The organism is Plantactinospora sonchi, assembly GCF_036422035.1.
Classification (GTDB): domain Bacteria; phylum Actinomycetota; class Actinomycetes; order Mycobacteriales; family Micromonosporaceae; genus Plantactinospora; species Plantactinospora sonchi.
Genome location: NZ_JAZGQK010000003.1, coordinates 26,194 through 50,612 on the forward strand (window position 1 = coordinate 26,194; position 24,419 = coordinate 50,612).

At 71.8% G+C, this 24,419-nt stretch carries 25 protein-coding genes; 13 read left to right on the plus strand and 12 right to left on the minus strand.

The genetic code is table 11. The features are described 5' to 3' along the window. Positions 1-20: 20 nt before the first annotated feature. Entirely contained in the window at positions 21-1,391 is a 1,371-nt protein-coding gene (locus V1633_RS03565) for a cystathionine beta-synthase (protein ID WP_331212689.1), read from the plus strand. Positions 1,392-1,460: 69 nt separating this feature from the next. Here the strand turns inward: V1633_RS03565 and V1633_RS03570 are convergent, their stop codons facing one another. The 7 genes from V1633_RS03570 to V1633_RS03600 all read right to left on the minus strand — a co-directional run bounded on the left by V1633_RS03570 (position 1,461) and on the right by V1633_RS03600 (position 8,193). After that, positions 1,461-2,399, minus strand: a complete 939-nt coding sequence (locus V1633_RS03570) for a S1C family serine protease (RefSeq protein WP_331212690.1) — start codon at positions 2,397-2,399, stop codon at positions 1,461-1,463. An 83-nt stretch (positions 2,400-2,482) separates the two neighbouring features. Further along, positions 2,483-3,007 carry a GNAT family N-acetyltransferase gene (locus V1633_RS03575; RefSeq protein ID WP_407951957.1) on the minus strand — a complete coding sequence of 175 codons (525 nt, stop codon included), beginning with the start codon at positions 3,005-3,007 and terminating at the stop codon, positions 2,483-2,485. 32 nt (positions 3,008-3,039) lie between these two features. Next, positions 3,040-4,035, minus strand: coding sequence for a ribonuclease Z (locus V1633_RS03580; protein ID WP_331212692.1), 996 nt, complete (start codon positions 4,033-4,035; stop codon positions 3,040-3,042). 333 nt (positions 4,036-4,368) lie between these two features. Beyond that, complete coding sequence (locus tag V1633_RS03585) at positions 4,369-4,752, minus strand: hypothetical protein (protein ID WP_331212693.1); 384 nt, start codon at positions 4,750-4,752, stop codon at positions 4,369-4,371. Continuing rightward, entirely contained in the window at positions 4,749-7,460 is a 2,712-nt protein-coding gene (locus V1633_RS03590; protein WP_331212694.1) for an ADP-ribosyltransferase, read from the minus strand. The genes V1633_RS03585 and V1633_RS03590 overlap by 4 nt, the downstream gene beginning before the upstream one ends. Continuing rightward, a complete protein-coding gene (locus tag V1633_RS03595; protein ID WP_331212695.1) occupies positions 7,457-7,789 on the minus strand; it encodes a hypothetical protein in 333 nt (110 codons plus the stop codon). The genes V1633_RS03590 and V1633_RS03595 overlap by 4 nt, the downstream gene beginning before the upstream one ends. Before the next feature lie 2 nt (positions 7,790-7,791). Beyond that, positions 7,792-8,193 (minus strand): YbaB/EbfC family nucleoid-associated protein, encoded by a 402-nt coding sequence (locus V1633_RS03600; protein WP_331212696.1) that lies wholly within the window; start codon positions 8,191-8,193, stop codon positions 7,792-7,794. A 248-nt stretch (positions 8,194-8,441) separates the two neighbouring features. On the opposite strand from V1633_RS03600, the gene V1633_RS03605 reads away from it, so the two are divergent. Then, positions 8,442-8,741 carry a muconolactone Delta-isomerase family protein gene (locus V1633_RS03605; RefSeq protein WP_331212697.1) on the plus strand — a complete coding sequence of 100 codons (300 nt, stop codon included), beginning with the start codon at positions 8,442-8,444 and terminating at the stop codon, positions 8,739-8,741. Between the two features lie 60 nt (positions 8,742-8,801). Further along, a complete protein-coding gene (locus V1633_RS03610; protein ID WP_331212698.1) occupies positions 8,802-9,176 on the plus strand; it encodes an SgcJ/EcaC family oxidoreductase in 375 nt (124 codons plus the stop codon). Here the strand turns inward: V1633_RS03610 and V1633_RS03615 are convergent. Continuing rightward, positions 9,155-9,370: a hypothetical protein gene (locus tag V1633_RS03615; protein WP_331212699.1), complete on the minus strand. Its 216-nt coding sequence runs from the start codon at positions 9,368-9,370 to the stop codon at positions 9,155-9,157. The genes V1633_RS03610 and V1633_RS03615 overlap by 22 nt on opposite strands. Before the next feature lie 109 nt (positions 9,371-9,479). Further along, positions 9,480-10,139 carry a peptide-methionine (S)-S-oxide reductase MsrA gene (gene msrA, locus V1633_RS03620; protein ID WP_331212700.1) on the minus strand — a complete coding sequence of 220 codons (660 nt, stop codon included), beginning with the start codon at positions 10,137-10,139 and terminating at the stop codon, positions 9,480-9,482. Between the two features lie 188 nt (positions 10,140-10,327). Between msrA and V1633_RS03625 the strand changes: the two genes are divergently transcribed. Further along, the gene (locus V1633_RS03625; RefSeq protein WP_331212701.1) at positions 10,328-10,837 is read left to right on the plus strand and encodes a hypothetical protein; all 510 of its coding nucleotides are present in this window, start codon (positions 10,328-10,330) and stop codon (positions 10,835-10,837) included. 7 nt (positions 10,838-10,844) lie between these two features. Here V1633_RS03625 and V1633_RS03630 read toward each other — a convergent pair whose 3' ends face one another. Continuing rightward, positions 10,845-11,261 (minus strand): HIT family protein, encoded by a 417-nt coding sequence (locus V1633_RS03630; RefSeq protein ID WP_331212702.1) that lies wholly within the window; start codon positions 11,259-11,261, stop codon positions 10,845-10,847. 23 nt (positions 11,262-11,284) lie between these two features. Here V1633_RS03630 and V1633_RS03635 point away from each other — a divergent pair, with 23 nt between their 5' ends. The 4 genes from V1633_RS03635 (at position 11,285) to ilvA (ending at position 16,147) form a co-directional block, all read left to right on the plus strand. Next, entirely contained in the window at positions 11,285-12,427 is a 1,143-nt protein-coding gene (locus V1633_RS03635; RefSeq protein WP_331212703.1) for a cystathionine gamma-synthase, read from the plus strand. A gap of 126 nt (positions 12,428-12,553) precedes the next feature. Then, complete coding sequence (locus V1633_RS03640) at positions 12,554-13,951, plus strand: amidase (RefSeq protein WP_331212704.1); 1,398 nt, start codon at positions 12,554-12,556, stop codon at positions 13,949-13,951. A 224-nt stretch (positions 13,952-14,175) separates the two neighbouring features. Further along, positions 14,176-14,892, plus strand: a complete 717-nt coding sequence (locus tag V1633_RS03645) for a DUF4328 domain-containing protein (protein WP_331212705.1) — start codon at positions 14,176-14,178, stop codon at positions 14,890-14,892. Between the two features lie 34 nt (positions 14,893-14,926). Continuing rightward, entirely contained in the window at positions 14,927-16,147 is a 1,221-nt protein-coding gene (ilvA, locus tag V1633_RS03650) for a threonine ammonia-lyase (RefSeq protein WP_331212706.1), read from the plus strand. A gap of 36 nt (positions 16,148-16,183) precedes the next feature. Here ilvA and greA read toward each other — a convergent pair whose 3' ends face one another. Together greA and V1633_RS03660 are read right to left on the minus strand one after the other, a co-directional pair. Next, positions 16,184-16,681, minus strand: coding sequence for a transcription elongation factor GreA (gene greA, locus V1633_RS03655; RefSeq protein ID WP_331212707.1), 498 nt, complete (start codon positions 16,679-16,681; stop codon positions 16,184-16,186). A 315-nt stretch (positions 16,682-16,996) separates the two neighbouring features. Then, the gene (locus V1633_RS03660) at positions 16,997-17,431 is read right to left on the minus strand and encodes a DUF4307 domain-containing protein (RefSeq protein WP_331212708.1); all 435 of its coding nucleotides are present in this window, start codon (positions 17,429-17,431) and stop codon (positions 16,997-16,999) included. Between the two features lie 234 nt (positions 17,432-17,665). On the opposite strand from V1633_RS03660, the gene mca reads away from it, so the two are divergent. The 5 genes from mca to V1633_RS03685 all read left to right on the plus strand — a co-directional run bounded on the left by mca (position 17,666) and on the right by V1633_RS03685 (position 24,309). Beyond that, positions 17,666-18,547 carry a mycothiol conjugate amidase Mca gene (mca, locus tag V1633_RS03665; protein ID WP_331212709.1) on the plus strand — a complete coding sequence of 294 codons (882 nt, stop codon included), beginning with the start codon at positions 17,666-17,668 and terminating at the stop codon, positions 18,545-18,547. 52 nt (positions 18,548-18,599) lie between these two features. Beyond that, positions 18,600-18,941, plus strand: coding sequence for a hypothetical protein (locus V1633_RS03670; protein ID WP_331212710.1), 342 nt, complete (start codon positions 18,600-18,602; stop codon positions 18,939-18,941). A 317-nt stretch (positions 18,942-19,258) separates the two neighbouring features. Next, on the plus strand, positions 19,259-21,862 hold the full coding sequence (locus V1633_RS03675; protein WP_407951967.1) for a putative bifunctional diguanylate cyclase/phosphodiesterase: 2,604 nt from the start codon (positions 19,259-19,261) through the stop codon (positions 21,860-21,862). A 134-nt stretch (positions 21,863-21,996) separates the two neighbouring features. Beyond that, the gene (locus V1633_RS03680; RefSeq protein ID WP_331212712.1) at positions 21,997-23,442 is read left to right on the plus strand and encodes an RAD23 family protein; all 1,446 of its coding nucleotides are present in this window, start codon (positions 21,997-21,999) and stop codon (positions 23,440-23,442) included. 117 nt (positions 23,443-23,559) lie between these two features. After that, positions 23,560-24,309 carry a MerR family transcriptional regulator gene (locus V1633_RS03685; protein WP_331212714.1) on the plus strand — a complete coding sequence of 250 codons (750 nt, stop codon included), beginning with the start codon at positions 23,560-23,562 and terminating at the stop codon, positions 24,307-24,309. Positions 24,310-24,419 lie beyond the last annotated feature (110 nt).

Below are 24,419 nucleotides of genomic sequence, written 5' to 3' on the forward strand. Positions count from 1 at the left end.
ACCGGGAAGGGCACGACGAGGTGCGCTACTACGACAACGTCATCGAGCTGATCGGCGACACGCCCCTGATCCGGCTCCGCCGGGTGACCGAGGGGATCTCCGCCACCGTGCTCGCCAAGGTGGAGTACTTCAACCCGGGCGGCTCGGTGAAGGACCGGATCGCGTTGCGGATGGTCGAGGACGCGGAGGCCGCCGGCCTGCTCCGGCCGGGCGGCACGATCGTCGAGCCGACCAGCGGGAACACCGGCGTCGGCCTGGCCCTGGTGGCCCAGATGCGCGGCTACCGGTGCGTCTTCGTCTGCCCGGACAAGGTCAGCGAGGACAAGCAGAACGTGCTGCGGGCGTACGGCGCCGAGGTGGTGGTCTGCCCGACCGCGGTGGCCCCGGAGGACCCCCGTTCGTACTACAACGTGTCGGACCGGTTGACCCGGGAGATCCCCGGCGCGTGGAAGCCGAACCAGTACGCCAACCCGGCCAACCCGCGCTCGCACTACGAGACCACCGGCCCGGAGGTGTGGGAGCAGACCGGCGGCAAGATCACGCACTTCGTCGCCGGGGTGGGTACCGGCGGGACGATCTCCGGCACCGGCCGCTACCTCAGGGAGGCTTCCGGCGGAGCGGTACGGATCATCGGCGCCGACCCGGAGGGTTCGGTCTACTCCGGGGGCACCGGCCGGCCGTACCTGGTCGAGGGGGTCGGCGAGGACTTCTGGCCGGAGACGTACGACCGGGGCATCTGTGACGAGATCATCAAGGTCTCGGACAAGGCGTCGTTCGAGCTCACCCGACGGCTCGCCCGGGAGGAGGGGCTGCTGGTCGGCGGCTCCTGCGGGATGGCGGTGGCCGCCGCCCTGGAGGTGGCCCGGCGGGCCAAGCCGGAGGACGTGGTCGTGGTGCTGCTGCCGGACGGCGGCCGGGGCTACCTGTCGAAGATCTTCAACGACGGCTGGATGGCCCGGTACGGCTTCATGGCCACGAGCGACACCGAGCCGACCGTGGCGGACGCGCTCGCGAACAAGCCGGGCGGCATTCCGGAGCTGATCCACGTCCACCCCACCGAGACGGTCCGGGACGCGATCGACTACATGCGGGAGTACGCCGTCTCCCAGCTCCCGGTACTCAAGGCCGAGCCGCCGGTGGTGACCGGCGAGGTGGCCGGTTCGATCGCCGAGCGGGATCTGCTGGACGCGCTCTTCACCGGGCAGGCCCACCTGCACGACACCATCGAGCGGCACATGGGGCCGCCGCTGCCGATGATCGGCGGCGGGCAGCCGGTCAGCGAGGCGGTCGGGCTGCTGGAGAAGACCGACGCCGCGCTGGTGCTGGTCGACGGCAAGCCGAAGGGCGTACTCACCCGGCAGGACCTGCTCGCCCACCTCGGCGCCCACTGACGTGTAAGGAAGGGCCCCTGCTTATCGTTTCTTGTATAGGAAGGGGCCCTTCCTAACCGCCGTGGCCGGTCAACTCCGCCGGTACGGCGACCACGTCGACAACGCACCCCGGCGGAGCACGGTCACCGGCAGTCGACTGCCGATCGCCGGGCCGAGCATCAGCCGTTGCAGGCTCTGCCCGTTCGCCACCGGTCGGCCACCCGCCGAGACGATCACGTCGCCGAGGTAGATCCCGGCGACCCCGGCCGGGCTGCCGGGCACCACCTCCACCACCCGGAGCCCACCCTGCTGCCCGGTCCGCTCGGCGACCGCCGGCGGCAGCGGTACGGGCACTCCGGCGACGCCCAGCCAGGCCCGCCGGACCCGACCGTTGCCGACCAGCTCACCGATGATCTGCCGGGTGGTCGAGTTGATCGGCACCGCCAAGCCGAGGCCGTACCCGGCGACGGCGGTGTTGATCCCGACGACCCGGCCGGCCGAGTCGGCGAGCGCGCCCCCGGAGTTGCCCGGGTTGAGCGCGGCGTCGGTCTGGATGACGTCCTCGATCAGCCGGACGACCCGGCCGTCCCGGGCCGGCAGCGACCGACCCAGTCCGGAGACCACCCCGGCGGTGACCGAACCGGCGAGCCCCATCGGGTTGCCGACCGCGACGACGAGTTGGCCGATCCGCAGCGGATCGGCGTCGCCGAGTTCGACGGGCGGTGCGCTGGTGGCCCGGACCCGGAGCACGGCCAGGTCGGAGAGCGGGTCGGTGCCGACCACGTCGAACCGGGCCTCCCCGCCGTCGCCGAACGCGGCGAACCCGCCGGTCGCGCCCTGGACCACGTGCGCGCTGGTGAGCAGGAAACCGTCGTCGGTGAAGGTGACCGCCGAGCCGGCCCCGGCGCCGCGCGGCGTCTGGACCGACAGGGCCGCGACGCTGGGCAGCACCCGGGCCGCGACGGTGGTGACGACCCGGGAGTACGCGTCGAGCGCGGCGGACTCCGGGTCGAGGTGTTCGGTGCTCATGTCCGGAGCCAACAACCGGACGAGAACGGTCGATGCCGTCCGCCGCTCCGCCGACAGCGAACACGCCCGCGGGCGGACGGCCGTCAGGGCAGGTCGCGCGCGTACCGGAGCTGTCGGGTCAGCACCGTGCCGATGTCACCCTCCCGCTCGGCGCCGTCGGGACGCCAGCCGCCCCGGAGGTAGAACTCCCGGGCGTGGTGGTTGTCGGTGAGCACCCAGAGCACCGCCCGGGTCCAGCCCCGGGCGTGCAGCTTCGCCAGGGCGTCGACCATCAGCGCCCGTCCCACCCCGCGCCCCTGCTCGGCCGGGTCGAGATGGATCGCGTACAGCTCACCGACGTTCGGACCGGCCGAGGGCGACTCCTCCGGATCGTGCGGGCCGAGATAGGTGAAGCCGGCCAGTCGGCCGTTCCGTTCGGCCACCGTCAGCAGGTGGGTGTCCCGCTCGTACGACCACCGTTCGGTCCAGTAGTGCCCCATCATCTCGGCGGAGACCGAGGCCAGGGCGTCGGCCGGGATGATGTGCCGGTAGGCGGACGCCCGGGACGACTGGTGCAGGGCGCCGATGACGGGCAGATCCTCGGCGGCTGCCGGACGGAGAGTGATCATCACCCGATCGTAGTGACGTACCGGCGTGAGCGTCAGGGACGCGACGGCTGGCCCGGTGCCGTGGACAGCGGCTCGGCGACGGTTCGTCGGGCCGGGACGGGCACCCGGATCAGGTCCTCCGCGATCACCAGGTCGCCGTCGAATCGGGTACGGGCCTCGGCGGTGAACCGCTCCACCGCCGAGGGGCGGTCCGGGGTACCCGGCCCCGGTGCGCCGTAACGCTGGGAGAAGTGGGTGAGGACGAGTCGACGTACGCCGGATTCGGCCGCCACCCGCGCGGCCTGGGCGGCGGTCAGGTGGCCGACCTCGGCGGCGAGCGCCGCGTCCTCGTCGAGGAAGGTCGACTCGATCACCAGCAGGTCGGCCCGCTCGGCCAGCGCGAAGACCGAATCGCAGAGCCCGGTGTCCATCACGAAGGCGAACCGCTGCCCCGGACGCGGCGCGCTCACCTCGTCCAGGGTGACCCGACGTCCGTCGAGGTCGAGGTGACCGACGCGGATCAGCTCGCCGACCGCGGGCCCCCGGATGCCGTACGCCGCCAGCCGCTCCGGCAGCATCCGGCGCTCGTCCGGCTCGACCAGCCGATAGCCGTACGTCTCCACCGGGTGTCTCAACCGACGGGCCTCCAGCCAGCCGGCGGGGGTGTCGAAGCGCTGGCCGTCCCGTTCCACCGGAAGCTCCCGCAGCTCGGCGGTCTCGTGGAAGGAACTGGCCTGCCGCAGCCGGCCGAAGTACTGCCCGTCACCGGCCGGATAGTGCGCCTCGACCGGGTGCGGTACGCGGTCCAGGGAGAGCCGCTGGATCACGCCGGGCAGGCCGAGGCAGTGGTCGCCGTGGAAGTGGGTGACGCAGATCCGGGTCAGGTCGGTCGCCGCGATGCCGGCGAAGGTCATCTGACGCTGGGTGCCCTCGCCCGGGTCGAAGAGGATCACCTCGCGATCCCAGCGCAGCAGGTAGCCGTTGTGGTTGCGGTGTCTGGTCGGCACCTGGCTGGCCGTGCCCAGCACCGCGAGTTCACGTATGGTCACGGCAGGCTCCTGCGAAAATGGTCGACCCCCGGGGTCCCGCGTGACGTCGGTCACGCGGGGGGCCGACTGGACTAGGCCGGCGCCCCGGGGGTCGGGTGGCTGTCGTGGATTCGCCGCACCGCTGCCACACGGTCTCGACGACTTCTGTCACTGCCCGCCTCGCGGCGGACACAACTGTCAAGGACAGCGGCTAGCGGACAGCCACCTCACGAGTCCCATTGCTATACAAAGCTCGGACCACCTCCCTTCCCGTGTACCGCCACGCTATCCACCCCCGGGCGGTGGCGGCAACGGTTTTTGACCACACCGCCGACGGCAGCCCGTACGCCCTGGTCAGGGCTGGTTGGGTGGGGTCGCTCGGCCGATGGCTGGCGGCGTGCCGCCCTCGGGCCGCTCGGCCTCGGCCTGCTCGCGGCGCTGTTCCTCCTCACGCCGTCGGATGGCGTCCGCGCGGCGCGCGAGCGCCTCGTCGCGCTCCTGGACGGCCCGGCGTCGTCGCTCCGCGCGGCGCGCCTGCTCCTCGGGGGGGATCGGCGGCAGTGGCGAGCCGTCGGCGGCCAGGCCGACGGGCCCGGTGAAGCGGCTTGAACGCGGACGGTCGGACGGTGGCTTGTCCCGCAGGGCAGCCAGGTCGCGCTTGGCCTTTTCGTATGCGGCCTGCGCCCGAGCCAGTTCGGCCTCCTCCGAGCGGTCGGACAGGGGCGGAAGGTCGTTCACCGGTGCTCCTCCATAGTAATGAACCACTGCCCAGTTTCCGGGTCCTGGTATTTCAGAATCACCCGGAACTGCGTACCTCTGTCATACAGCACCTCTCGCTCGCCGGGTTCGGCGGTGTATTCCTCAATGAATTTACCGTTTTCGCCGCGAATGGTCATGATCACTTTATTGCTGCGGCCCTCCGCGACCTCCATGCTCTCGCTGGTGCTGATGAATCCGTGCTCCGTGACAATTTTGTGGGGCTCGTACTGCTGCAGTGCCTTGTCGTCCAGATAAACACCGCGATACGTCGCCTCCTCGCCGTACGAGGGCAGTTTGGCCAACGCGTCCGAGATTCGATCTGCGATAGCAGGTATTTCGTCCGGCTTGAGGGATGGGACGATGCTGGGTGGGTCGCCTCGGAGGAAGCGGTTGATGTCGTCGTGCTGGTAACCCGTGTAGAGGCGGATCGAGTCGCGATCTTCTTTCGAGAGGCCGTTGTGGTCGAGCTCCTCCGGGACATTCGGCGAATCGTCCCCGTCAATGTCGGCCGGATCGTCTTGTTCCGGGCCGGCGCTGTCGCCGTCACCCGAAGTGTCCTCTTCACTGGTTCGGTCGTCCGGGCCCTCCGGCTGATTGTCAGCGGCCGGCTCCGGGTCTCGGTCCTTACCTGAGGGAAGGTCGTGCGCCTCGGGTGGCTTCCCCGGATGTGCCGTGTCGGTTCCGGGACCGCCCGACGGAGGATGGGGGTCCAGGGCCTTCAGCTTGTCGAGCGGATCCGTCGGTGGTTGCGGGTCAAGTGCCTTGAGCTTGTCGAGGTCGCTCAGCACGGGCGTGCCGGGTGCCGGGGCAGGGACGCTCCCCGGACCGCCAGCGCTCGGACCTCCACCTGTCGGGCCACCCGGGGAGGTCGGACTGGTCCCGCCCGTGCCCGGTCCGGTTGCCGGGTCCGGTGTGCCTGGTCCCGGTGTGGGAGTGGGGGACGGGGTGTTCGCCAGGTCGGGTACGGCGGGCGTCGCGGGAACGGTTCCGGTCGGCGCGCCGGGGGTACCAGCCGTTGGCGGTGACCCGGGCGGGCTGCCCTGAGGCGTACCGGGGACGTCCTGGCCCCCGCCCGGTACGCCGCCGGGCGGAGCGCCGGGTGTGACCGGAGGGTGGGTCGGTGTGTCCGGGCTTCCGGGGGTGTTGCCCGCAGGGGCCTCCGGAGCCGTCGGTGTCGGGTGCGGGGATCCCGCCAGGCCGCCGTCGGGGGTGACCGGCGGGGGGCCGTGGAGCCCGCCCGGAGGGGGACCGCCGGGGGTCGGTTGTGGGGTGCCGTAGAGCCCGCCGGGGGGAGGGCCGCCGGGGGTCGGTTGTGGGGTGCCGTACAGGCCGCCGGGGGGAGGGCCGCCGGGGGTCGGTTGTGGGGTGCCGTAGAGCCCGCCGGGGGGAGGGCCGCCGGGGGTCGGTTGTGGGGTGCCGTACAGGCCGCCGGGTGGCGGCGTCGCGTGCCCCGTGCCGGGCGGCGTGTTCGGCGGCGTGCCCGAGCCGGCGGGCATCTCCGGGGTGACCGGCGGCGCACCGGTGACGGGCGGACTCACCCCGGCCAGTTGTGGGCTGTTGGACGAGCCGTACACCGTCCCCGGGGGTGTGTTGGTCGAACCGGGCGCGGGGGTCGGTTCCCCGACGGCGACCGGCGAAGGTTCCGGGGTGGGCATCGGCGTCGGCGCCGGAGCTGGCATGGGCGCCGGGCTGGCCGGGGCGGGTGCCCCGCCGCCGCCACCGCCGCCGTACCCACCACCACCGTAGCCACCACCGCCGCCGCCGTAGCCACCACCACCGCCGCCGTAGCCGCCGCCACCAGCGGGTGGTGGCGGCGACACCGCCGGGCCGGGTGGCACCGCAGGACCGGCCGGAGTGGACGGGACCTGCGGACGGACGTCGGGGGCTCCTCCTCCACCGCCGTAGCCGCTACCCGAGGCGGCGCGACGGAAGGCGTCCCAGAGCTGGGCGAAGATGTCGTCGAGCTGACGCAGCATCGGCATCAGCTTGCTGATGCTCCGGACCAGGCCCAGCAGCAGGTCGGAGATCCGGGCGACCCACTTCGCGATCAGGGAGGTGGCCTGGGCCACCACCAGTGGGGTGGCGATGCCGAGGGTCAGGCCGGCCTCCGCCGCCCAGACCGGAATGCGGGCGATCAGGATCGACACGAGGTCGGCGATCAGGTCACGGACCAGCTCACGGACCAGCGAGACGAGCAGGCCCGCACCCTCCACCGCCGACCCGATCCCGTTGGCCGACTGCGCCGCCGAGTTGAGCGCGTCGACCTGGATTCCGATGTTGGTCCGGTACGCGGTGGCCGCCGGACCGGCCCACTCGGCCAGCTCGCTGGCGACGGCGGCACGCAGGTCGGCTGCGGTCTGCGCGGCGTGCTGGGCGACGTTCCGCCAGGTCTGTGCGTTGGCGGCGATCTGGTCGGGGTCGCCGGCCAGCCAGTCGAGTGCGTCGGAGAGCGGCTTCACGTGCTCCATCAGCCACGACACGCCGTAGCTGACCAGCGATCCGATCGGGTCCACGACGAGGCCCAGCGCTTCCAGCGAGGTGGACAGACCACCGATGGTGGTGTCCACCCAACTGCCGGACTCGATGCCGTTCACCAAGTCGGCGACGCCCTCGCCGATGCCGAGGCCGGTGTACCACTCGGTGCTGTCAACACGTGCCGCGACCAGCGGATTGGCCGGCGCGGTCACAGCGGCAGGTCACGTTTCGGCGCGATGGACATGCTCCGGGTGGCGCTGGCCCGATCGGTGGACTCGGAGCTTGTCGCGGCGGTACGGAGCGCGTCGGCGGTGTCCCGCAGCGTCGACACGGACGCATCCAGTGCCTTCACCCCGGACGCCGAGATCATGTTGAGGAGCGCGGGCAGCAGACCGGCGATCAGCTTGCCGTACGACTCCTGGTCACTGTGCACCTGGCTGGCCGCGGCGTGCGCGGTCATCATCGCGTCGGCGGCGGCGTCGACCGAGGTGGCATGCCGGGCGACCGCCTCGACCGGCATCCGGATGTCCTGACCGGACACGGCTACCTCCGATCCGTACGGTCGTCGTCGGGATCGTCGGCGGGGAACCGGCTCCGGAAGCTGGCGATCACCGCCTGCCCGGACTCGGTGTCGGTGCCGACCGTCTCCTTGACCACGGTCGCGACCGACTCGGTCAGCTTGGCCTGCGCCCGGCGCATCGTCTGCATGATCTCGTCGGCGAGGTCGCGGCCGGACAGCGCCCGGGTCCGGTCGTCGAGCTCAAGTCCTTCCAGGACACCGGAGGCGGCGACCCGCACCCGGATCGAGCCGTCGAAGTTGGCCGCGGTCGCCGAGATGGTGGCCACCCGGTCGGCCAGTTGAGTGGCCGCCTCGGCCCGGGCCGAGGCCTGAGCGGACCACGACCGGATCCACTCCTCCGCCTCAGCCGGATCCCTGCCCAGCACGATCCACCCCCATGGAACATCGCCTGTCCGTGCGAGTGTGATTGAACCAGGCACACGCCACATCGTGTGTCCCGCCGGAGCCCGGTCGTCTCCGCCGGTCACCCCTCGGCGTACCTCGGTCAACTGTCAGACCAGCGGAAACAACCCCGGCCGTGATGCCGGGCATTCGCGCAAGCACCGGGCGTGGTGGCCCACAGCACGCTTAGCATTGCCATTAGCGGAAGACGTACGGGGGACAGGGGACGATCGTGGAGTTCTTCGTCGACATGGTGACCACCGTGCCGGAGGGGACCAGCGAGGCGGATGTCGACGACGTCCGCGCCCGGGAGGCGGCCAACTCCGCGAAGCTCGCCGATCAGGGCCACCTGATCCGGCTGTGGCGTCCGCCCCTGGCGCCCGGCGAGTGGCGGAGTTGGGGCCTCTTCCGGGCCGCCGACGCCGATCAGTTGGAACAGGTTCTCGCCACGATGCCGCTGCGGGTGTGGCGTCACGACACGGTCACGCCGCTGTCGCCGCACCCGAACGACCCGGGACCCGGGAACTCGTAGCCGGTCACGGACCGCCCTGTCCGGCCCGCTGGTCGGCGCTGGAACGACGGAGGTTGTGCCATGACTACCCGCACACCGGACGAGCAGGCGGCGCTGCGTGCCGTACTCGACCGGTGGAAGGCCGCCGTCGACGCACACGAGCCGGAGGCTGTCGCGGCCTGCTTCACCGAGCAGGCCATCTTCCAGGGTCTCCGCCCGTACAGCGTCGGACGCCGTGGCGTCGCCGAGTACTACGATTCGCAGCCGTTGGGCATGACAGCCGAGTACACCATCCAGGAGACGCGGCGCCTCGCGCCCGACCTGGTGCTCGGGTACCTGACCGTCGACTTCTCCTTCACCGACCGGCCGACGCTCACCGTCCATCTGAGCGTGATCGCGCGACAGGCCGCCGACACCTGGCTCATCGACCACTATCAGGTGTCGCGGCTCGGCTGACGCCGCTGAGTGGCCCGGTGGAGCAGAACGGGTTCGAACGTCAGCCGGCCGACGGGGTCATGACCGTCGAAGTCCCGGTGCGGGATCGACCCGTAGTGGTCCCAGAAGTCGAACGGCGGCGGGTCGTCCGGCCCGACCCGCACCGGGTGCGGATCCATGGTCGCCCGGTACTCCGGTTCGGTCAGGAGAGGCACGGGCCCACCTTTCCGCCGATGCCCCTCCGAAGCAACGGGGCTCCGCGGACCCGCCGTACGACAAGGCCACCGGGCCGAAGCCCGGTGGCCCAACCAACGGATCGAGCGCTCAGGCGGTACGGGCCACGCCGACCGGGCAGGTCATCCCGTTCGGGCCGTGGTTGCAGTAGCCGCCGGGGTTCTTGGTCGGTGCCAGGTACTGCTGGTGGTAGTCCTCGGCGTAGTAGTAGTCGCCGAGCTTGCCGATCTCGGTGGTGATCTCGCCGTGGCCGGCCGCGGCGACGATCGGCGCGAACGCGTCCCGCGACGCCTCGGCGGTCGCCTGCTGCTCGTCGGTCGTCGTGTAGATCGCCGACCGGTACTGCGTACCGACGTCGTTGCCCTGCCGCATGCCCTGGGTCGGGTCGTGGTTCTCCCAGAAGACCTTGAGCAGGTCCTCGTAGCGGATCTTGGAGGGGTCGTACACCACCTGGACCACCTCGGCGTGGGCGGTCCCGCCGGAGCAGACCTCCTCGTACGTCGGGTTCCGGGTGTAGCCGCCCGCGTAGCCTGCGGAGGTGGAGATCACACCGGGCAGGGTCCAGAACAGTCGCTCGGCGCCCCAGAAACAGCCCATACCGAAGACGGCGACCTCCGCACCCTCGGGCCACGGGCCCTTCAACGGGGTGCCGAGCACCTCGTGCCGGTCGGCGATCGGCATCGCGATCAGCCGGCCGGGCAGGGCCTGGTCGGGGGTGGGCAGCTCGGCCTTCATTCGCCGTAGGAACACGGTTCGAACTCCTCTCGTACCTCTGCCCGGTGCAACGCGGCACGGTCAGGATTCCTTACCCACGACGACGTGGCTCAGGCCACCCGACCGGCCGACCCGGACAGACGGGACGAAATCGTCGATGACCACCCCCGGCCGACGGTGTACGGGCCGCACACCGAGCCGGACGCTCCTAGAATCCCGTTGTCGTGGCCAACACGTTCTTCGCCGAGGGGTCGACCGGACCCGGGCGACTCACCCTCTCCAACGGTGCGACCGACGTCTTCTTCGACGTCCTCACCCTGGCCGGCTGCGCGATCGCCGAAACGCCGTGGCAGCGGCACCTCGCGCTGTTCTGCGCGGACGGGCACCGACTCGACCGCGGCTGTGCCGGCTTCGACCTCGGCGAACTGCCCTGGACCCCGGACTGGCCGGCGGAGAAGTCCTTCTTCCTGCGGCTGATCGACATGGCCGCGACCCGGCACGGCTGGGACCTGCTCCGCTACGAACCCCCGTACGCGTCCAACTATCTGGCGGCCTACCGGAGAATGGTGGACGGCTACCGGCCCGTGCCGGCGGAGTCGTCGGAGGCCGGTGACTGGCGTGAACCACCGGCACCGGAACTGCTGGAGCGCTGCGACACGCACCACATCTACCAGGGTCAGTTCGGCTGCCGCCTCTGCGACCCGGAACTCCAGCCGGAGCCCTCGACCCGGTAGGGGCGGGTCAGTCGGCGAGCGCGGCGGCGATCCGATCGGCGTACGAGCGTGCCTCGTCGTCCGAGACGTACCTGGTCCGGGGCCAGAAGAAGCCGCGCAGACCGTCTCCCTTGGTCCGGGGTACGACGTGGGTGTGCAGGTGCGGCACCGACTGCGAGACCCGGTTGTTGATCGCCACGAAGGTGCCGCCCGCCGCCAGGCCGGCCTCGACCGCCAGGGCGAGCCGCTGGACCAGCGCGAAGTACGCCGGCACCTCGGCGGGTGGCAGGTCGCCGAGGGTCTCGTGATGATCACGCGGCACCACCAGCAGATGTCCCTTGAACACCGGTCGGGTGTCGAGGAAGGCCATCCCCTCCGGGGAGTCGACCACCCGGAACGCCGGCACCGAACCCGCCACGATCCCACAGAACACGCAGCCTGCCACCTGGGCAGACTAGCCTCACAGAAATGAGTCACGGCTTCGAGACACTTGCCATCCACGCCGGCCAGGAGCCTGAGCCCCGTACCGGCGCAGTGGTGCCACCGATATACCAGACCAGCACCTACGCCCAGAACGCCGTCGGCGATCCCCGGCTCGGCTACGAGTACAGCCGCTCCGGCAACCCGACCCGGGACGCCCTGCAGGAGTGCCTGGCCGCGCTGGAGGGCGGCCCGGTCGGGCTGACCTTCGCCAGCGGGCTGGCCGCCGAGGACGCCGTACTGCGGACCGTCTGCCGGCCGGGTGACCACGTGGTGATCCCGGACGACGCGTACGGGGGCACGTTCCGGCTCTTCGCCCGGGTCGCCGAGCGTTGGGGGCTGGACTGGTCGCCGGCCCGGGTCTCCGACATCGACGCCGTCCGGGCTGCGGTCCGCCCCGGCCAGACGAAGATCATCTGGGTGGAGACCCCGACCAACCCGCTGCTCGGCATCGCCGACATCGCCGGGCTCGCCTCGGTCGCCAAGGACGTCGGCGCGCTGCTCGTGGTCGACAACACCTTCGCCTCGCCGTACCTGCAGCAGCCGATCGCGCACGGCGCGGACATCGTCGTGCACTCCACCACCAAGTACGTCGGCGGCCACTCCGACGTGGTCGGTGGCGCCCTGGTCGCGGCGAGCGCCGCGCTCGGCGAGGAACTGCGCTACCACCAGAACGCGATGGGCGGGGTCAACGGACCGTTCGACGCCTGGCTCACCCTGCGCGGGGTCAAGACCCTCGGGGTACGGATGGACCGGCACTGCGAGAACGCCGAACGGATCGCCGACTACCTCAGCGGACACCGGGCGGTCGCCCAGGTCCTCTATCCCGGTCTGCCCGAGCACCCGGGTCACGAGGTCGCCGCCAAGCAGATGCGCCGGTTCGGTGGGATGATCTCCTTCCGTGCCGCCGGCGGCGAGGAGCAGGCGGTACAGATCTGCAACCGGGCGAAACTCTTTGTCCTCGCCGAGTCGTTGGGCGGCGTCGAGTCACTGATCGAGCACCCGGCCCGGATGACGCACGCAAGTGCTGCCGGCTCGGCGCTTGAAGTTCCCTCCGATCTCGTGCGACTGTCTGTCGGCATCGAGACCGCCGACGACCTACTCGCGGACCTGGAGCAGGCGCTCGGCTGACCGCCGTCGGAGACGTACGTGTCCGGGGCGTGCCGCGTGGGATGGCGCGGCCCGCACCGGTCGTACGGCAGGGTGGGTACCGACCCCGCCCGCTCCGGGCGGTACTGCGGACGAGCCGATGGGGAGGTGGCCGTGCAGGACATGATGCCGACCTGGGTCGGCGCGACCGCGAAGCAGATCGCACGGGCGGTCCGCCGTGGTGACACCTCCGCCACCCGCGTGGTGGCGGATCACCTTGAGCACATCGCCCGGGCGGACCGGGAGCTCTGCGCGTTCCGGGTGGTACGCGGCGGCGAGGCGATCGTCGAGGCCGAGAAGGTCGACGAGCAGGACGACCTGGCGAACCTGCCGCTGGCCGGCGTGCCGGTGGCGATCAAGGAGAACACCGCGGTGGCCGGGTTGCCGACCTGGAACGGGTCGGCGGCGGTCCGTACCCCGGTCGCCGAGACCGACCACGAGGTGGTCCGGCGGCTGCGCGGTGCCGGCGCGGTCATCGTCGGGGCGACCCGGATGCCGGAGCTCGGGCTCTTCGCGACCACCGACGACGACACCGCGGTGACCCGCAACCCGTGGCAGCCCGGCCGCACCCCGGGCGGCTCGTCCGGTGGCGCCGCCGCAGCGGTCGCCGCCGGCCTGGTACCGATCGCCCAGGCCAACGACGGCCTCGGCTCGATCCGTATCCCGGCCGCCTGCTGCGGCCTGGTCGGGCTCAAGCCGGGCCGGGGCGTGGTGCCGTGCCAGATGCCCGCCGACGACTGGTTCGGCCTGACCGAGCACGGCATCCTGGCCACCACCGTGGCCGACGCGGCGGTCGGCTTCGCCGTCCTGGCCGGACGCCGCCCGGACAAGCTGGTTCCGCCGGAACGCCTGCGGGTCGCCGTCTCGCTCCGCTCACCGGTCGCCGGGGTACGCGCCGACGCGCCGAACCGGGACGCGGTGACGACCGCCTCCCGGCTGCTGACCACGGCCGGCCACGACACGGCCAACGTGGACCCGGTCTATCCGACCTCGCTCGGCCTCCGGGGCGTCGCGACCTGGCTCGCCTCGGCCAGCCGGATCATCGACGAGTTCGACCTGGACCGGAGCACCCTGCAACGGCGCACCCGGCGGCACGCGGCGCTCGGCGCCTGGGCACAACGGCGTGGCCTGGTCCAGGAGAAGGACCGGACGGCCTGGCGGGAACGATCCATCGCCTTCTTCCAGGACAACTCGGTGGACCTGCTGCTCACCCCGGCCCTGGCCAGTGCCCCGCCGTCGGCGGTCAACTGGGCCGGTCGTTCCTGGCGGGCGAACCTGCTGGCCTGCATCCGGTACGCCCCGTTCGCCGCGCCGTGGAACATCGCCGGCCTGCCGTCGCTGGTCGTCCCGGTCGGGCTCCGCCCGGACGGGCTGCCGGTCGGTGTGCAGCTTGTCGGCCCGCCCGGCTCGGAACTCCTGCTGCTCGGGGTCGCCGGGCAGTTCGAGCTGGCCGCGCCCTGGCAACGGCACGCACCGGGCTTCCCGAAGGTCCCGTCCTCGGTGTGAGGGAAGGGCCGCTGGTGTCGCGGCGGTAGCCGGTGCCCCGGGGGCTCCCCGCCCCCGGGAGGCGGTGGCGAAAATGGATCACGCCTTGTGGTGCGGTTCCACTACGGTGGGCCCACTTCAGTCGACGAGGGCGGGGGACCATGGGCTGCGGGACCTGCGATACCGAGATTCCGGACGGCAGATCGGAGTGCCCCACCTGCTACACCCCGGCCGGGCAACCGGCCGTGCTGCCCGACGTCCGGACCCGTCCGGTGTGGACGTTCGGCCTCGTCGCCACCGGTGCCGTCGGGCTGGCGATGCTGGTGGACGCGGCACTGCTGCTGTCGCCGGTGATCGGTGTCCAGCTGGCCCGCCGGGCGGAACGGGACGGCGACCTGGTCGCGCTCGACCAGGCCCTGGCCATCGAGGCCGTGCTGGGGATCGGCCGGACGCTGACCATGCTGCTGGCCGCCGTACTGGTGATCGTCTGGTTCTACCGGGTGCGGGACAACCTCGACGCGTTCGCCGGCTCGGCACCCGAACTGCGTACCGGGTGGGCGATCGGTGGCTGGTTCGTGCCGTTCGCCAACCTGGTGATCCCGTTCCGGGTGATGGCCGACGTCGCCCGGGTCAGCCTGTTCCGGCCCGGCACCCCCGGCCTGGTCTGGGCGTGGTGGCTGCCGTTCGTGATCTACCAGTGGGGCGGCCAGGCGGTTTCCCGGTACGACCTGGCGGAGTACAACGACCTGCCGCTGCCACTCGCGTCCGAGGATCTCGCCGCCTACGTCGACTACTACCAGCAGGCGCTGAACCGGAACGCGATCATCCTGGTCGCCGGTGTGCTGGCCGCGGTGATGTTCGGCCTGCTCGCGGTGCGGATCTCCCAGGCACAGCAGGCCCGGCTCGCCCGGGGCGCCCCGATCGGACCTGTGATGCCCGGCATGGCGGTGCCGGCGCCTTGACCGTTCCGGCCGTGGTGATGCGACGATCGGGGACATGACGGAGCTGGTCGGACTCGCCGAGGTAACCGCCGCACGCGAGCTGCTCGCCGACGTGATCCGGACCACTCCGCTGGAGCCCTCCAGGCCGCTGTCCGCGGCGCTCGGCGGCCCGGTCTGGCTCAAAGGTGAGCACGTGCAGCGGGCCGGGTCGTACAAGGTCCGCGGGGCGTACGTCCGGATCGCCCGGCTCAGCGCGGCGGAGCGGGACCGGGGCGTGGTCGCGGCGAGCGCCGGCAACCACGCCCAGGGGGTCGCGCTGGCCGCCGGGCTGCTCGGCGCCGCCGCGACGGTCTTCATGCCGGTGGGCGCGCCGCTGCCGAAGGTGGCGGCCACCAAGGGGTACGGCGCCCAGGTCGAACTCGTCGGCAACACCGTCGACGAGTCGCTGGTCGCGGCGCAGGACTTCGCGGAACGGACCGGGGCGGTGTTCATCCACCCCTTCGACCACCCGGACGTGATCGCCGGCCAGGGCACGGTGGCGCTGGAGATCCTGGAGCAGTGCCCCGAGGTACGCACGATCGTGGCCGGGGTCGGCGGCGGCGGGCTGGTTTCCGGTATCGCGGTCGCGGCGAAGGCACTGCGTCCGGAGGTGCGGGTGATCGGGGTGCAGGCGGCCGGGGCCGCCGCGTTCCCGCCCTCCCTGCTGGCCGGAGCGCCGGTACGGCTGCCGTCGTTCGCGACGATCGCCGACGGCATCGCGGTCGGTCGACCCGGCGAGATCACCTTCGCGCACGTGAGCAAGCTGGTCGACGACGTCGTGACGGTCTCGGACGAGGACATCTCGCGGGCCCTGTTGATGCTGCTGGAACGGGGCAAGCAGGTGGTGGAGCCGGCGGGAGCCGCCGCCGTGGCGGCGCTGATGGCCGGCGTCGTGCCGGTCGAACCGCCGGTGGTGGCGGTGCTCTCCGGCGGCAACATCGACCCGCTGCTGATGCTGCGGGTGATCGAGCACGGGCTGGCCTCGGCCGGCCGGTTCCTGCGGATCACCGTGCGCTGCTCGGACCGGCCCGGGCAGTTGGCCTCGCTGCTCGGGTTGATCGCCGAGTACCGGGGCAACGTGGTCGACGTGGTGCACCAGCGGCAGAACCCGCACCTGCGGCTCGGCGAGGTGGAGGTGGCGCTCTCGGTGGAGACCCGGGGCGCCGAGCACTCCGACCGTCTGATCAGCGCCCTGCGGGGCAGCGGCTACCAGATCGACGTCGCCCAGCCGGGGTGAGCCCGGCTGGGCGGTCGGACGGGATCGTCGGGGTGGTCAGCGGCCGAACGGCTCGAACCGGACCACGGTGACCTTGATCTCGGCGCCGCTGGGCGCGGTGTAGTGGACCGTCTGCCCCGGGCGGGCGCCGAGGATGGACTTGCCGAGAGCCGACTCCGGGCTGTACACGGTCAGGTCGGTGGTCGCGGCGATCTCCCGGGACCCGAGCAGGAAGGTCTCGGTGTCGTCGGTGTCGTCGTCGAAGTGGATCGTGACGACGCAGCCCGGCCCCACCACGTCCGCGGCCGGCGCCTCGCCCACCTGGGCGGTCCGGAGCAGCTCCTGGAGCTGGCGGATCCGGAACTCCTGCTTGCCCTGCTCCTCCCGGGCGGCGTGGTATCCGCCGTTTTCCCTGAGGTCACCCTCTTCGCGCCGGGCGTTGATCTCTGCGGCGATGGCCGGCCGAGCGGCGATCAGCTCGTTGAGCTCCGCCTGCAGCCGGTCGTAGGCCTCCTGGGACAGCCAGGTGGCTGCCGCGCGGTCGGTCGTGGACACAGACGATCTCCTCGGGTAGTCGTGCGGCGGACAGGGACGAATTACCAAGTTACCAGTGCACTACACACCGGACGCCAGGTCATTTATCGCCGTACGGCGTCCGGGGGCGGCGGTGCTGCGGATCATGCCCCGGCCTGGGCGGGAATGGCCTCGAAGGGCTTCGACGGGGCGGTGTGCCAACTCGTTCCCGCTTTCGCCCGTCGGTCCGGAACTGTCCGGCCGGTGGTTCCGTTCCCGACCCGCTGAGTCGGGAACCGTCGGCCCGGTCGTTCCGGTCCCGGCCCGGTCAGTCCGGGCTCGGCGTGGGGCGGCGGTTCAGTCGCCGGGCCGGCAGCGGAGCACCTCTCCGATGATCGGCCGGGCGGTGGTGGCGAGCAGGTGCCGGGTGGTCAGGTGACGTTCGCCCGGTGCCGCGGCGACCCGTACCTCCTCGCGTCCGACCTCGACGCCGGTCTTGGCCCTGGCCCGCAGAACGCAGATCGCCGTACCGCCCTCCGGGACGGTCACCCGGAAGTCGATCATCACCTGCGACTCGGTGATCTGGGTGTAGGTGATCACCTGGGCGTCGTAGTTGGGGTCGCCGTACTGGCGGTACAGCCGGAACGAGACCGCTACCATCACCCCGAGCAGCACGACCACCAGCAGTGCCGCGACCCAGGGACGCCGCCGTCGCGCCGCGCGCCGGTGCCCGTACCGTCCGGGTGGGAAGACCGGGGCGACGGTTGGTGATGTGGTGGGCGTCTCGGACACCGGTGGTGATCTCCTGAGAATGATGTCGGTGGGATCGGCAAGAATGGGTAGGCCCATCTTCTCAGCCGAAGGCCCGGCCGGGCACGGCAGGTCCACCACGGGGCACCGGGCGGGTTCACCACGGGGCACGACCGGACCGGCACAACCGGACCAGCACCACCACGCCGGCACGATCGGGGCCGGCACTACCGGACCAGCACGGGTCCGGCCAGGTACGACGAGGGAGCACCGGAGTTGACAGAGCAGCTACGGCTGATGGCCGTGCACGCCCACCCCGACGACGAGTCGAGCAAGGGCGCGGCGACCATGGCCAGGTACGTCGCCGAAGGCGTACAGGTCCTCGTCGTCACCTGTACGGGGGGCGAGCGTGGCAGCGTCCTGAATCCGAAGATGGACCGACCGGACGTCTGGGCGAACATCGCCGAGATCCGTCGGGCGGAGATGGACGCCGCCCGGGCCATCCTCGGCATCGACCAGGCATGGCTGGGTTTTGTCGACTCCGGGCTGCCCGAGGGTGACCCGCTGCCGCCGCTGCCGGAGGGCTGCTTCGCGCTGCAGGACGTCGAGGTCGCCGCCGCGCCGTTGGTCCGGCTGATGCGGGAGTTCCGGCCGCACGTGGTGACCACGTACGACGAGGAGGGTGGCTACCCGCACCCGGACCACATCATGTGTCACAAGATCAGCGTGGCGGCGTTCGACGCGGCGGGCGACCCCGGGCGCTATCCGGAGCTCGGCGCGCCGTGGCAGCCGTTGAAGCTCTACTACGACATCGGCTTCTCCAAGGCCAAGATCATCGCGCTGCACGAGGCGGTGCTCGCCAGCGGCGCCGAGTCGCCGTACCTGGAGTGGCTGGAGCGCTGGGAGGACCGGCCGGACAAGGGCCCGCGGATCACCACCCGGGTCGAGTGCGCCGACTACTTCCCGGTCCGGGACGACGCGTTGCGGGCCCACGCCACCCAGATCGACCCCGACGGCTTCTGGTTCCAGGTGCCGATGGAGCTGCAGAAGCGCGCCTGGCCGACGGAGGACTTCGAGCTGGCCCGCTCGACCGTCGACAGCCCGCTGCCCGAGTCGGACCTGTTCGCCGGCATCCGCGAGACCGCGAACGCCCGGTGAGCCGGGGCAGGCGTACGGTGGGGGGCAGTTCGTACATCGGAGGATTCCCGTCATGATGACCGCTGCGCAGGTGCTCGCGGAGAACAACTTCGGGGACACCCGGACCGGCGGCCTGGCCGGGCCGATGGGTCTGTTCCTGATCGTCGTGCTGGCGATCGCCACGGTGCTGCTGATCCGCAACATGAACGCCCGGCTGCGCCGGCTGCCCGACCGTTTCCCGCACCAGTCGACCGACGGGACGCCCGATGGCGGGCCCGGGTCGGAGCCGACCGCAGACCGCCGGGACGTTGTCCCGGCGGCCTCCGCCGCCAGCGGAACGGTCGATGCGGAGGAATCTCGTGGAAGCGCTCCCAATGACTCTGACCAGGGCGGAGAGAGTCACAGCGCCACATGATTCATGCTAATCCGACCCGGCGCCCCCTGTTGCGCTCAATCGGATTGGCTTAGCCTTCCGCCGGGGGACCAAAAGTCCCCGCACCGTGCGCGGAAGGGGGCGCCGATGATCATCAGACCCGACGCCCGGCGTACTGTGCTGGCGGGCTCCGTCTCCATGCCCGGCCGACACCCCGGTCGACGGCTCGGCGCGCGACGACGTACGGCGAACGGCGGGGATCCGTGACCACCGCCCGGCGGGGTGGGCAGATCCTCGCCGCGCTCGGCATCGTCTCCCGACGCCGGCTCGCGTTCACCCTCGCCGTCCTGACCGCCGCCCTGGCCGCGGCCGTGCTCGGCCTGACCCTTCCCGCCACCCTGCCGACGGACGACCCGGTCAGCCCGTTGACCCGGTTCGGCATCGCCGCCGCCGTCCTCGGCACCGCCCAGTTGTTGCGACTGCGTTTCCGGGTCGCCGACGGAGTTGTCAACGTCTCCTGGGGCGAGGCGGCCCTGATCATCGGCCTCTATCTCGTTCCGCCCGGGTGGCTGCCGGCCGCCACCCTGGCCGGGGTGGGCGTGGCCTGGACCCTCCTGTCGATCGTCGCGGATCGCCGTTCCGTGCTCGACGTGCTGCACACCACCGCCTCGCTGACCGCCGCCATCGCCCTCGCCACGCTGGTCACCACGACGCTGGCGAGCCCGTTCGGCGCCGGCCTGACGCCCCCGCTCGCCGGTACCCTGGTCGTCGGCGCACTGACCTACCTGCTGGTGACCGCCGGGCTCGCCGCGCTGACCCTCGCGCTGCGGCACGGGTGCCGCCCCGGCCCGGTACTGCTCCGCGCCCTGCGGGGCAAGCTGCTGATGTTCGTCGGCAACGTCCTGATCGGACTCGCCGTGGTGGCGGTCATCGAACTCGACCCCCGCTGGCTGCTGTTCCTGCCGGGCGTGCTCTGGCTGCTGCAGCAGTTGTACAGCCAGCACCTCAGGGCCGGCGACGAGCGGCGGACCTGGCAGGCGCTCGCCGAGGCCGCCGGCACCCTCAACCAGCTCGACGAGCACGCCGTGGCGACCGCCGGGGTGACCGGCCCGCTGGCGATCCTCGGCGCGGAGTGGGTCGAGCTGGACGTCCGGCGTGCCGACGGCCGCTGGCGGCGCTACACCGGCGGGCCCGGAACGCCGGTGGTCCACCGTGAACTGTCCGAGGGGGAGTGGCCGGAACCCCGTCAGCACGGCGGCTGGATCGGTCCGGCCCGGTTGGAGGACACCGGCGCGGGCACTGACGGGGAGACCACGACCGGGAGGCTCGATCCGGCGCCGCCGCTGCGGCGAGCGGCGTCCACCGCCGGGGCGGTCGCCGACCAGGGAGCGCCGGCCGGCCGGTACGACCAGGAGCTGGCCCGTTCGCTGGTGGTGGGGACGGTCCAGGTGGGCGAGCTGCGGGTGCGGTTCCCCCGGTCGGGACCGCCGACGCGGCGGGACCAGGACGCCCTCTCCACCTTCGGCGACGCGCTGGCGTCCGCGCTGCACGACGCGGTGACCCATCAGGAGCTGCGGGTCGTGACGGCCCGGTCGTCGTACGAGGCCGTGCACGACCCGGTGACCAACCTGGCCAACCGGGCGGCGGTGTTGAGCCGGGGCGACCTCGCCCTGCACCAGCTGGCCCACGATCACCCGGTGGCGCTGCTGCTGCTCGACATCAACCACTTCAAAGAGGTCAACGACACCCTCGGGCACGCGGCCGGCGACGAGCTGCTGCAGGCGACGGCGGAACGGCTGGACGTGCTGACCCGCCCCGGCGAACTGCTCGGCCGCCTCGGCGGTGACGAGTTCGCGTTGCTGATCCCGTCTCCGGCGGTGTTGAGCGGGGCGACCAGCGGTGACCGCTCACCGACGCCGCAGGTGCTGCGCCGGGCCCGGGAGATCGTCGAACAGCTCGCCGCCCCGATCGAGGTCGCCGGGGTCCGGATGTCGGTCGAGGTGTCGGTCGGAGTGGTGGTCGCGGGGGCGGGTACCGCCGACATGACCGAGCTGCTGCGCCGTGCCGACATTGCGATGTACCAGGCGAAGCAGGGTGGCGGCAGCGTGGCGTCGTACGACAGCGCACGGGACGCGGCGAGCACCGACAAACTCGCGCTGCTCGCCGAACTGCGCGAGGCACTCGGTGTCGACGACCAGCTCGTCCTGGCCCTGCAACCCGCCGTCGACCTGGCCACCGGCGAGCCGACCGGGGTCGAGGCGCTGATCCGGTGGCGGCACCCCCGCAGGGGTCGACTGAACCCGGCCGAGTTCGTCCGGGCCATCGAGGGCAGCGAACTGCTCGGCGCCTTCACCCGGTACGTCGTGGACAAGGCCCTGGCGGTGGCGGCGGACTGGGCGCGGCACGGGCTCGACGTACCGATCTCGATCAACCTCTCGGCCCGCAGTCTGCTCGATCCCCGACTGCCGGCCGAGGTGGCCGAGTCGCTGCGCCGGCACCAGGTGCCCGCGCACCGGTTGGTACTGGAGATCACCGAGACCGTGGTGATGAGCGAGCTGGAGGTCATCGACGAGGTGCTCTCCGCGCTGCGCCAGATGGGCGTGCAACTCGCGGTCGACGACTTCGGCACCGGCTTCTCGTCGCTGACCTTCCTGACCCGGATCTCGGTGGACGAACTCAAGGTCGACCGGTCGTTCGTGATGAAGATGGCGGAGTCACCGGAGGCGGCGGCGATCGTCCGTACCACCGTCGACCTCGCCCGCTACCTGGGTCTGCGGGTGGTGGCCGAGGGCGTGGAGACCGCCGACCAGCGGGCCGCCCTCGCCGAGCTCGGTTGTACGGCGGCCCAGGGTTACCACTTCTTCCGGCCGATGCCGTCAGACAAGATCGTCGCGGTGCTTCGTTCGCTGCTCGACTCGGCCCAGGCCCGGATCCTGCCGTTGCGCGCCGACGGCGCCTCGTAGTCCCGCCCCACCGCCACCGGGCCCTGCACGAGCGGATGTCCCGGCCCGGTGCCGGGTCCTGCGACCGCGCACCGGAACCTCCGCTGAGTACCCCGACTCACGCGGGACCGGCCGTGGATCGGCAGACTGTGCCGATGCGGCGATCGGGTGTGGTGCTGACGGCGGTGCTGGTGGTGGCCATGACTTTGACAGGCTGTGCCCGTCCGTCCGGCGTCGGTACGACGGCGATCCCGGACGAGGTGCTGCTCACCGAGGCCGACCTGGGCGACGGCGCGCGCATCACCGACGGGGGACCGGGCGCCGCGCACCCGCTGCCACCCCAACCCTGCACGACGCCGTCTCCCACCGGTCCGTCTCCCACCGGTCCGTCCGCGGCCGGTCCGTCTTCGACTGGTCCGTCCGCGGCCGGTCCGTCGCCAACCGGTTCGGAAGGGGCGACGGCCACGGCTCCGTCGGCGTCCACACCGTCGTCCACCCGGTCAGCGGCGGGGGCGATCCCGGCGCCGGCCGGGCCGACGGCGGAGCGGACCATCAACGCCGCCGTCGGCCGGTACCACGTCTACGAGTACGTGGCGCGGTACCCGGCCGGGGCGGCCGAGGCGGCGCTGACGCGACTGCGGGACGAGCTGGACCGGTGTGCGCGGCCGACCGCCGACGAACGCTGGAAGGTGCTCGCCGTGGACAGCGCCGGTCTACTGGTGCTGCGCGACTACCAGGACGGTGCAAGGTCCAGCGCGTACTACCTCGGCCACGCCGGGGACTTCCTACTGGCCGTACTCGTCGTCGGCGAGGCGACAACGGACGGCGACCCGACGACGGCGTCCAGTCTGGGCAGCACGGCGTTGACCCGGGCGGGCGGCAGCCGGGGTGTGGTGGCACCGCCGGCCACCCCCTCCGGACCGCCGACCTGGTCCACCATCCAGGCCGACGTGACCGCGGTACGTCCCGGTCCGGACCCGCGCACCCTGCTGCTCGACGTCGACCTGCCGGCCGGGCACCCGGAGTGTGCCCGCGACCCACGGATCACCTACTACACGGAGGAGCCGGGCCCGGACCGGCAGCCCGACCGGATCCACGCGAACGTCGTGGTTGACTCGGCCCGTTCCGGGATGACGGGCGGCTGCCCGAGCCGGGTGACCGGGGAGGTACGGCTGCGCGCGCCGAAACCGATCGGCGACCGGCTGGTGGTGCTCAACTACGAAGCGTGGGCGCGTCAGGGGGCGGCGTACCGCCGCTGCGACTCCACTGTCGGCTGTACCCCGCCGGCCGACCACTGCGACCCGACCTGGGTCATCGCCGCCGTGCAGGGGCTGGACGTCCCCCGCAACAGCGCCCGGAACACGGAACGGTGCGACGGCGCCTGGCTGGTGCTGACCCTGGACACCAACAGTACGGTCTGCGGGGCGGGTGGCCGGCCCGGTTGCGAGGCGCCGCCGTCGGTGCACCGCTACTTCCTGCACTGGCAGGAGGGTGGCTGGCGGACCGTGACACGGACCCAGGATCCGGGCTGCGGGGACGTGTTGGCGCGGCGGCCGGAGTTCCCCCGGAGCCTCTGCCAGGACCTGCCCGCCACCTGGTGACCCGGTTCAGCGGGTCCGGGTCGTCCGACCGGCCCGGGTTCCGCGTATCGACTTGACTCTGCCGCTGCGTCAACTTCTACCGTTTCCTGGTACGACGAGATCGGGGAGCGCGTGACGGTGGAATGGTCGATCCAGGAGCTCGCCCAGTCGGCCGGCACCACCAGCCGTACCCTGCGTCACTACGACCAGGTCGGGCTGCTGGAGCCGAGCCGGGTCGGGCGCAACGGCTACCGCTACTACGACGAGACCGGGCTGCTCCGGCTGCAGCGGATCCTGCTGCTGCGGGAGCTGGGGCTCGGGCTCGCCGAGATCGCCCGGGTACTGGACGGGCAGCGGGACGGTGCCGTGGCGCTCCGGACCCATCTGCGCCTGCTCGAACGGGAGCGGGAACGGATCGGTCGACAGATCACGTCGGTACGTACCACATTGCGCAAACTGGAAGGAGGTGAACAAATCATGGCAGACGAAGTGTTCGAGGGTTTCGACCACACCCGGTACGAGGCGGAGGTGACCGAGCGGTGGGGCCGCGAGGCGTACCAGCGGAGTGACCGGTGGTGGCGCTCGTTGGGTGAGGCCGAGAAGCAGGACTTCATGCAACGGCAGCTCGACATCGCCGCCGACTTCGGTCGGGCCCACGCCGCCGGTGCGCCGGTGGACGGCGACGAGGTCCAGGCGATCACCCAGCGCCACCACGAGTGGCTGTCGCTGTCCGGTAACCCCGTGCACCGGGATTACTTCCTCAACCTGGCCGAGATGTACGTCGCGGACCCGAGGTTCACGGCGAACTACGACCAGCACGGTGCGGGTACGGCGGTTTTCATCCGCGACGCGATGAAGGTCTACGCCGAGCGTCACCTGGCCGGCTGAGCCGGGACCACCGGGTGAGGTTCCGGTCGCCGGAGACCGTCAGATGAGGTTCCGGTCACCGGAGACGACCGGGCGAGGCTGCAGACTCGCCCGGCGGACCGGCGGACCGG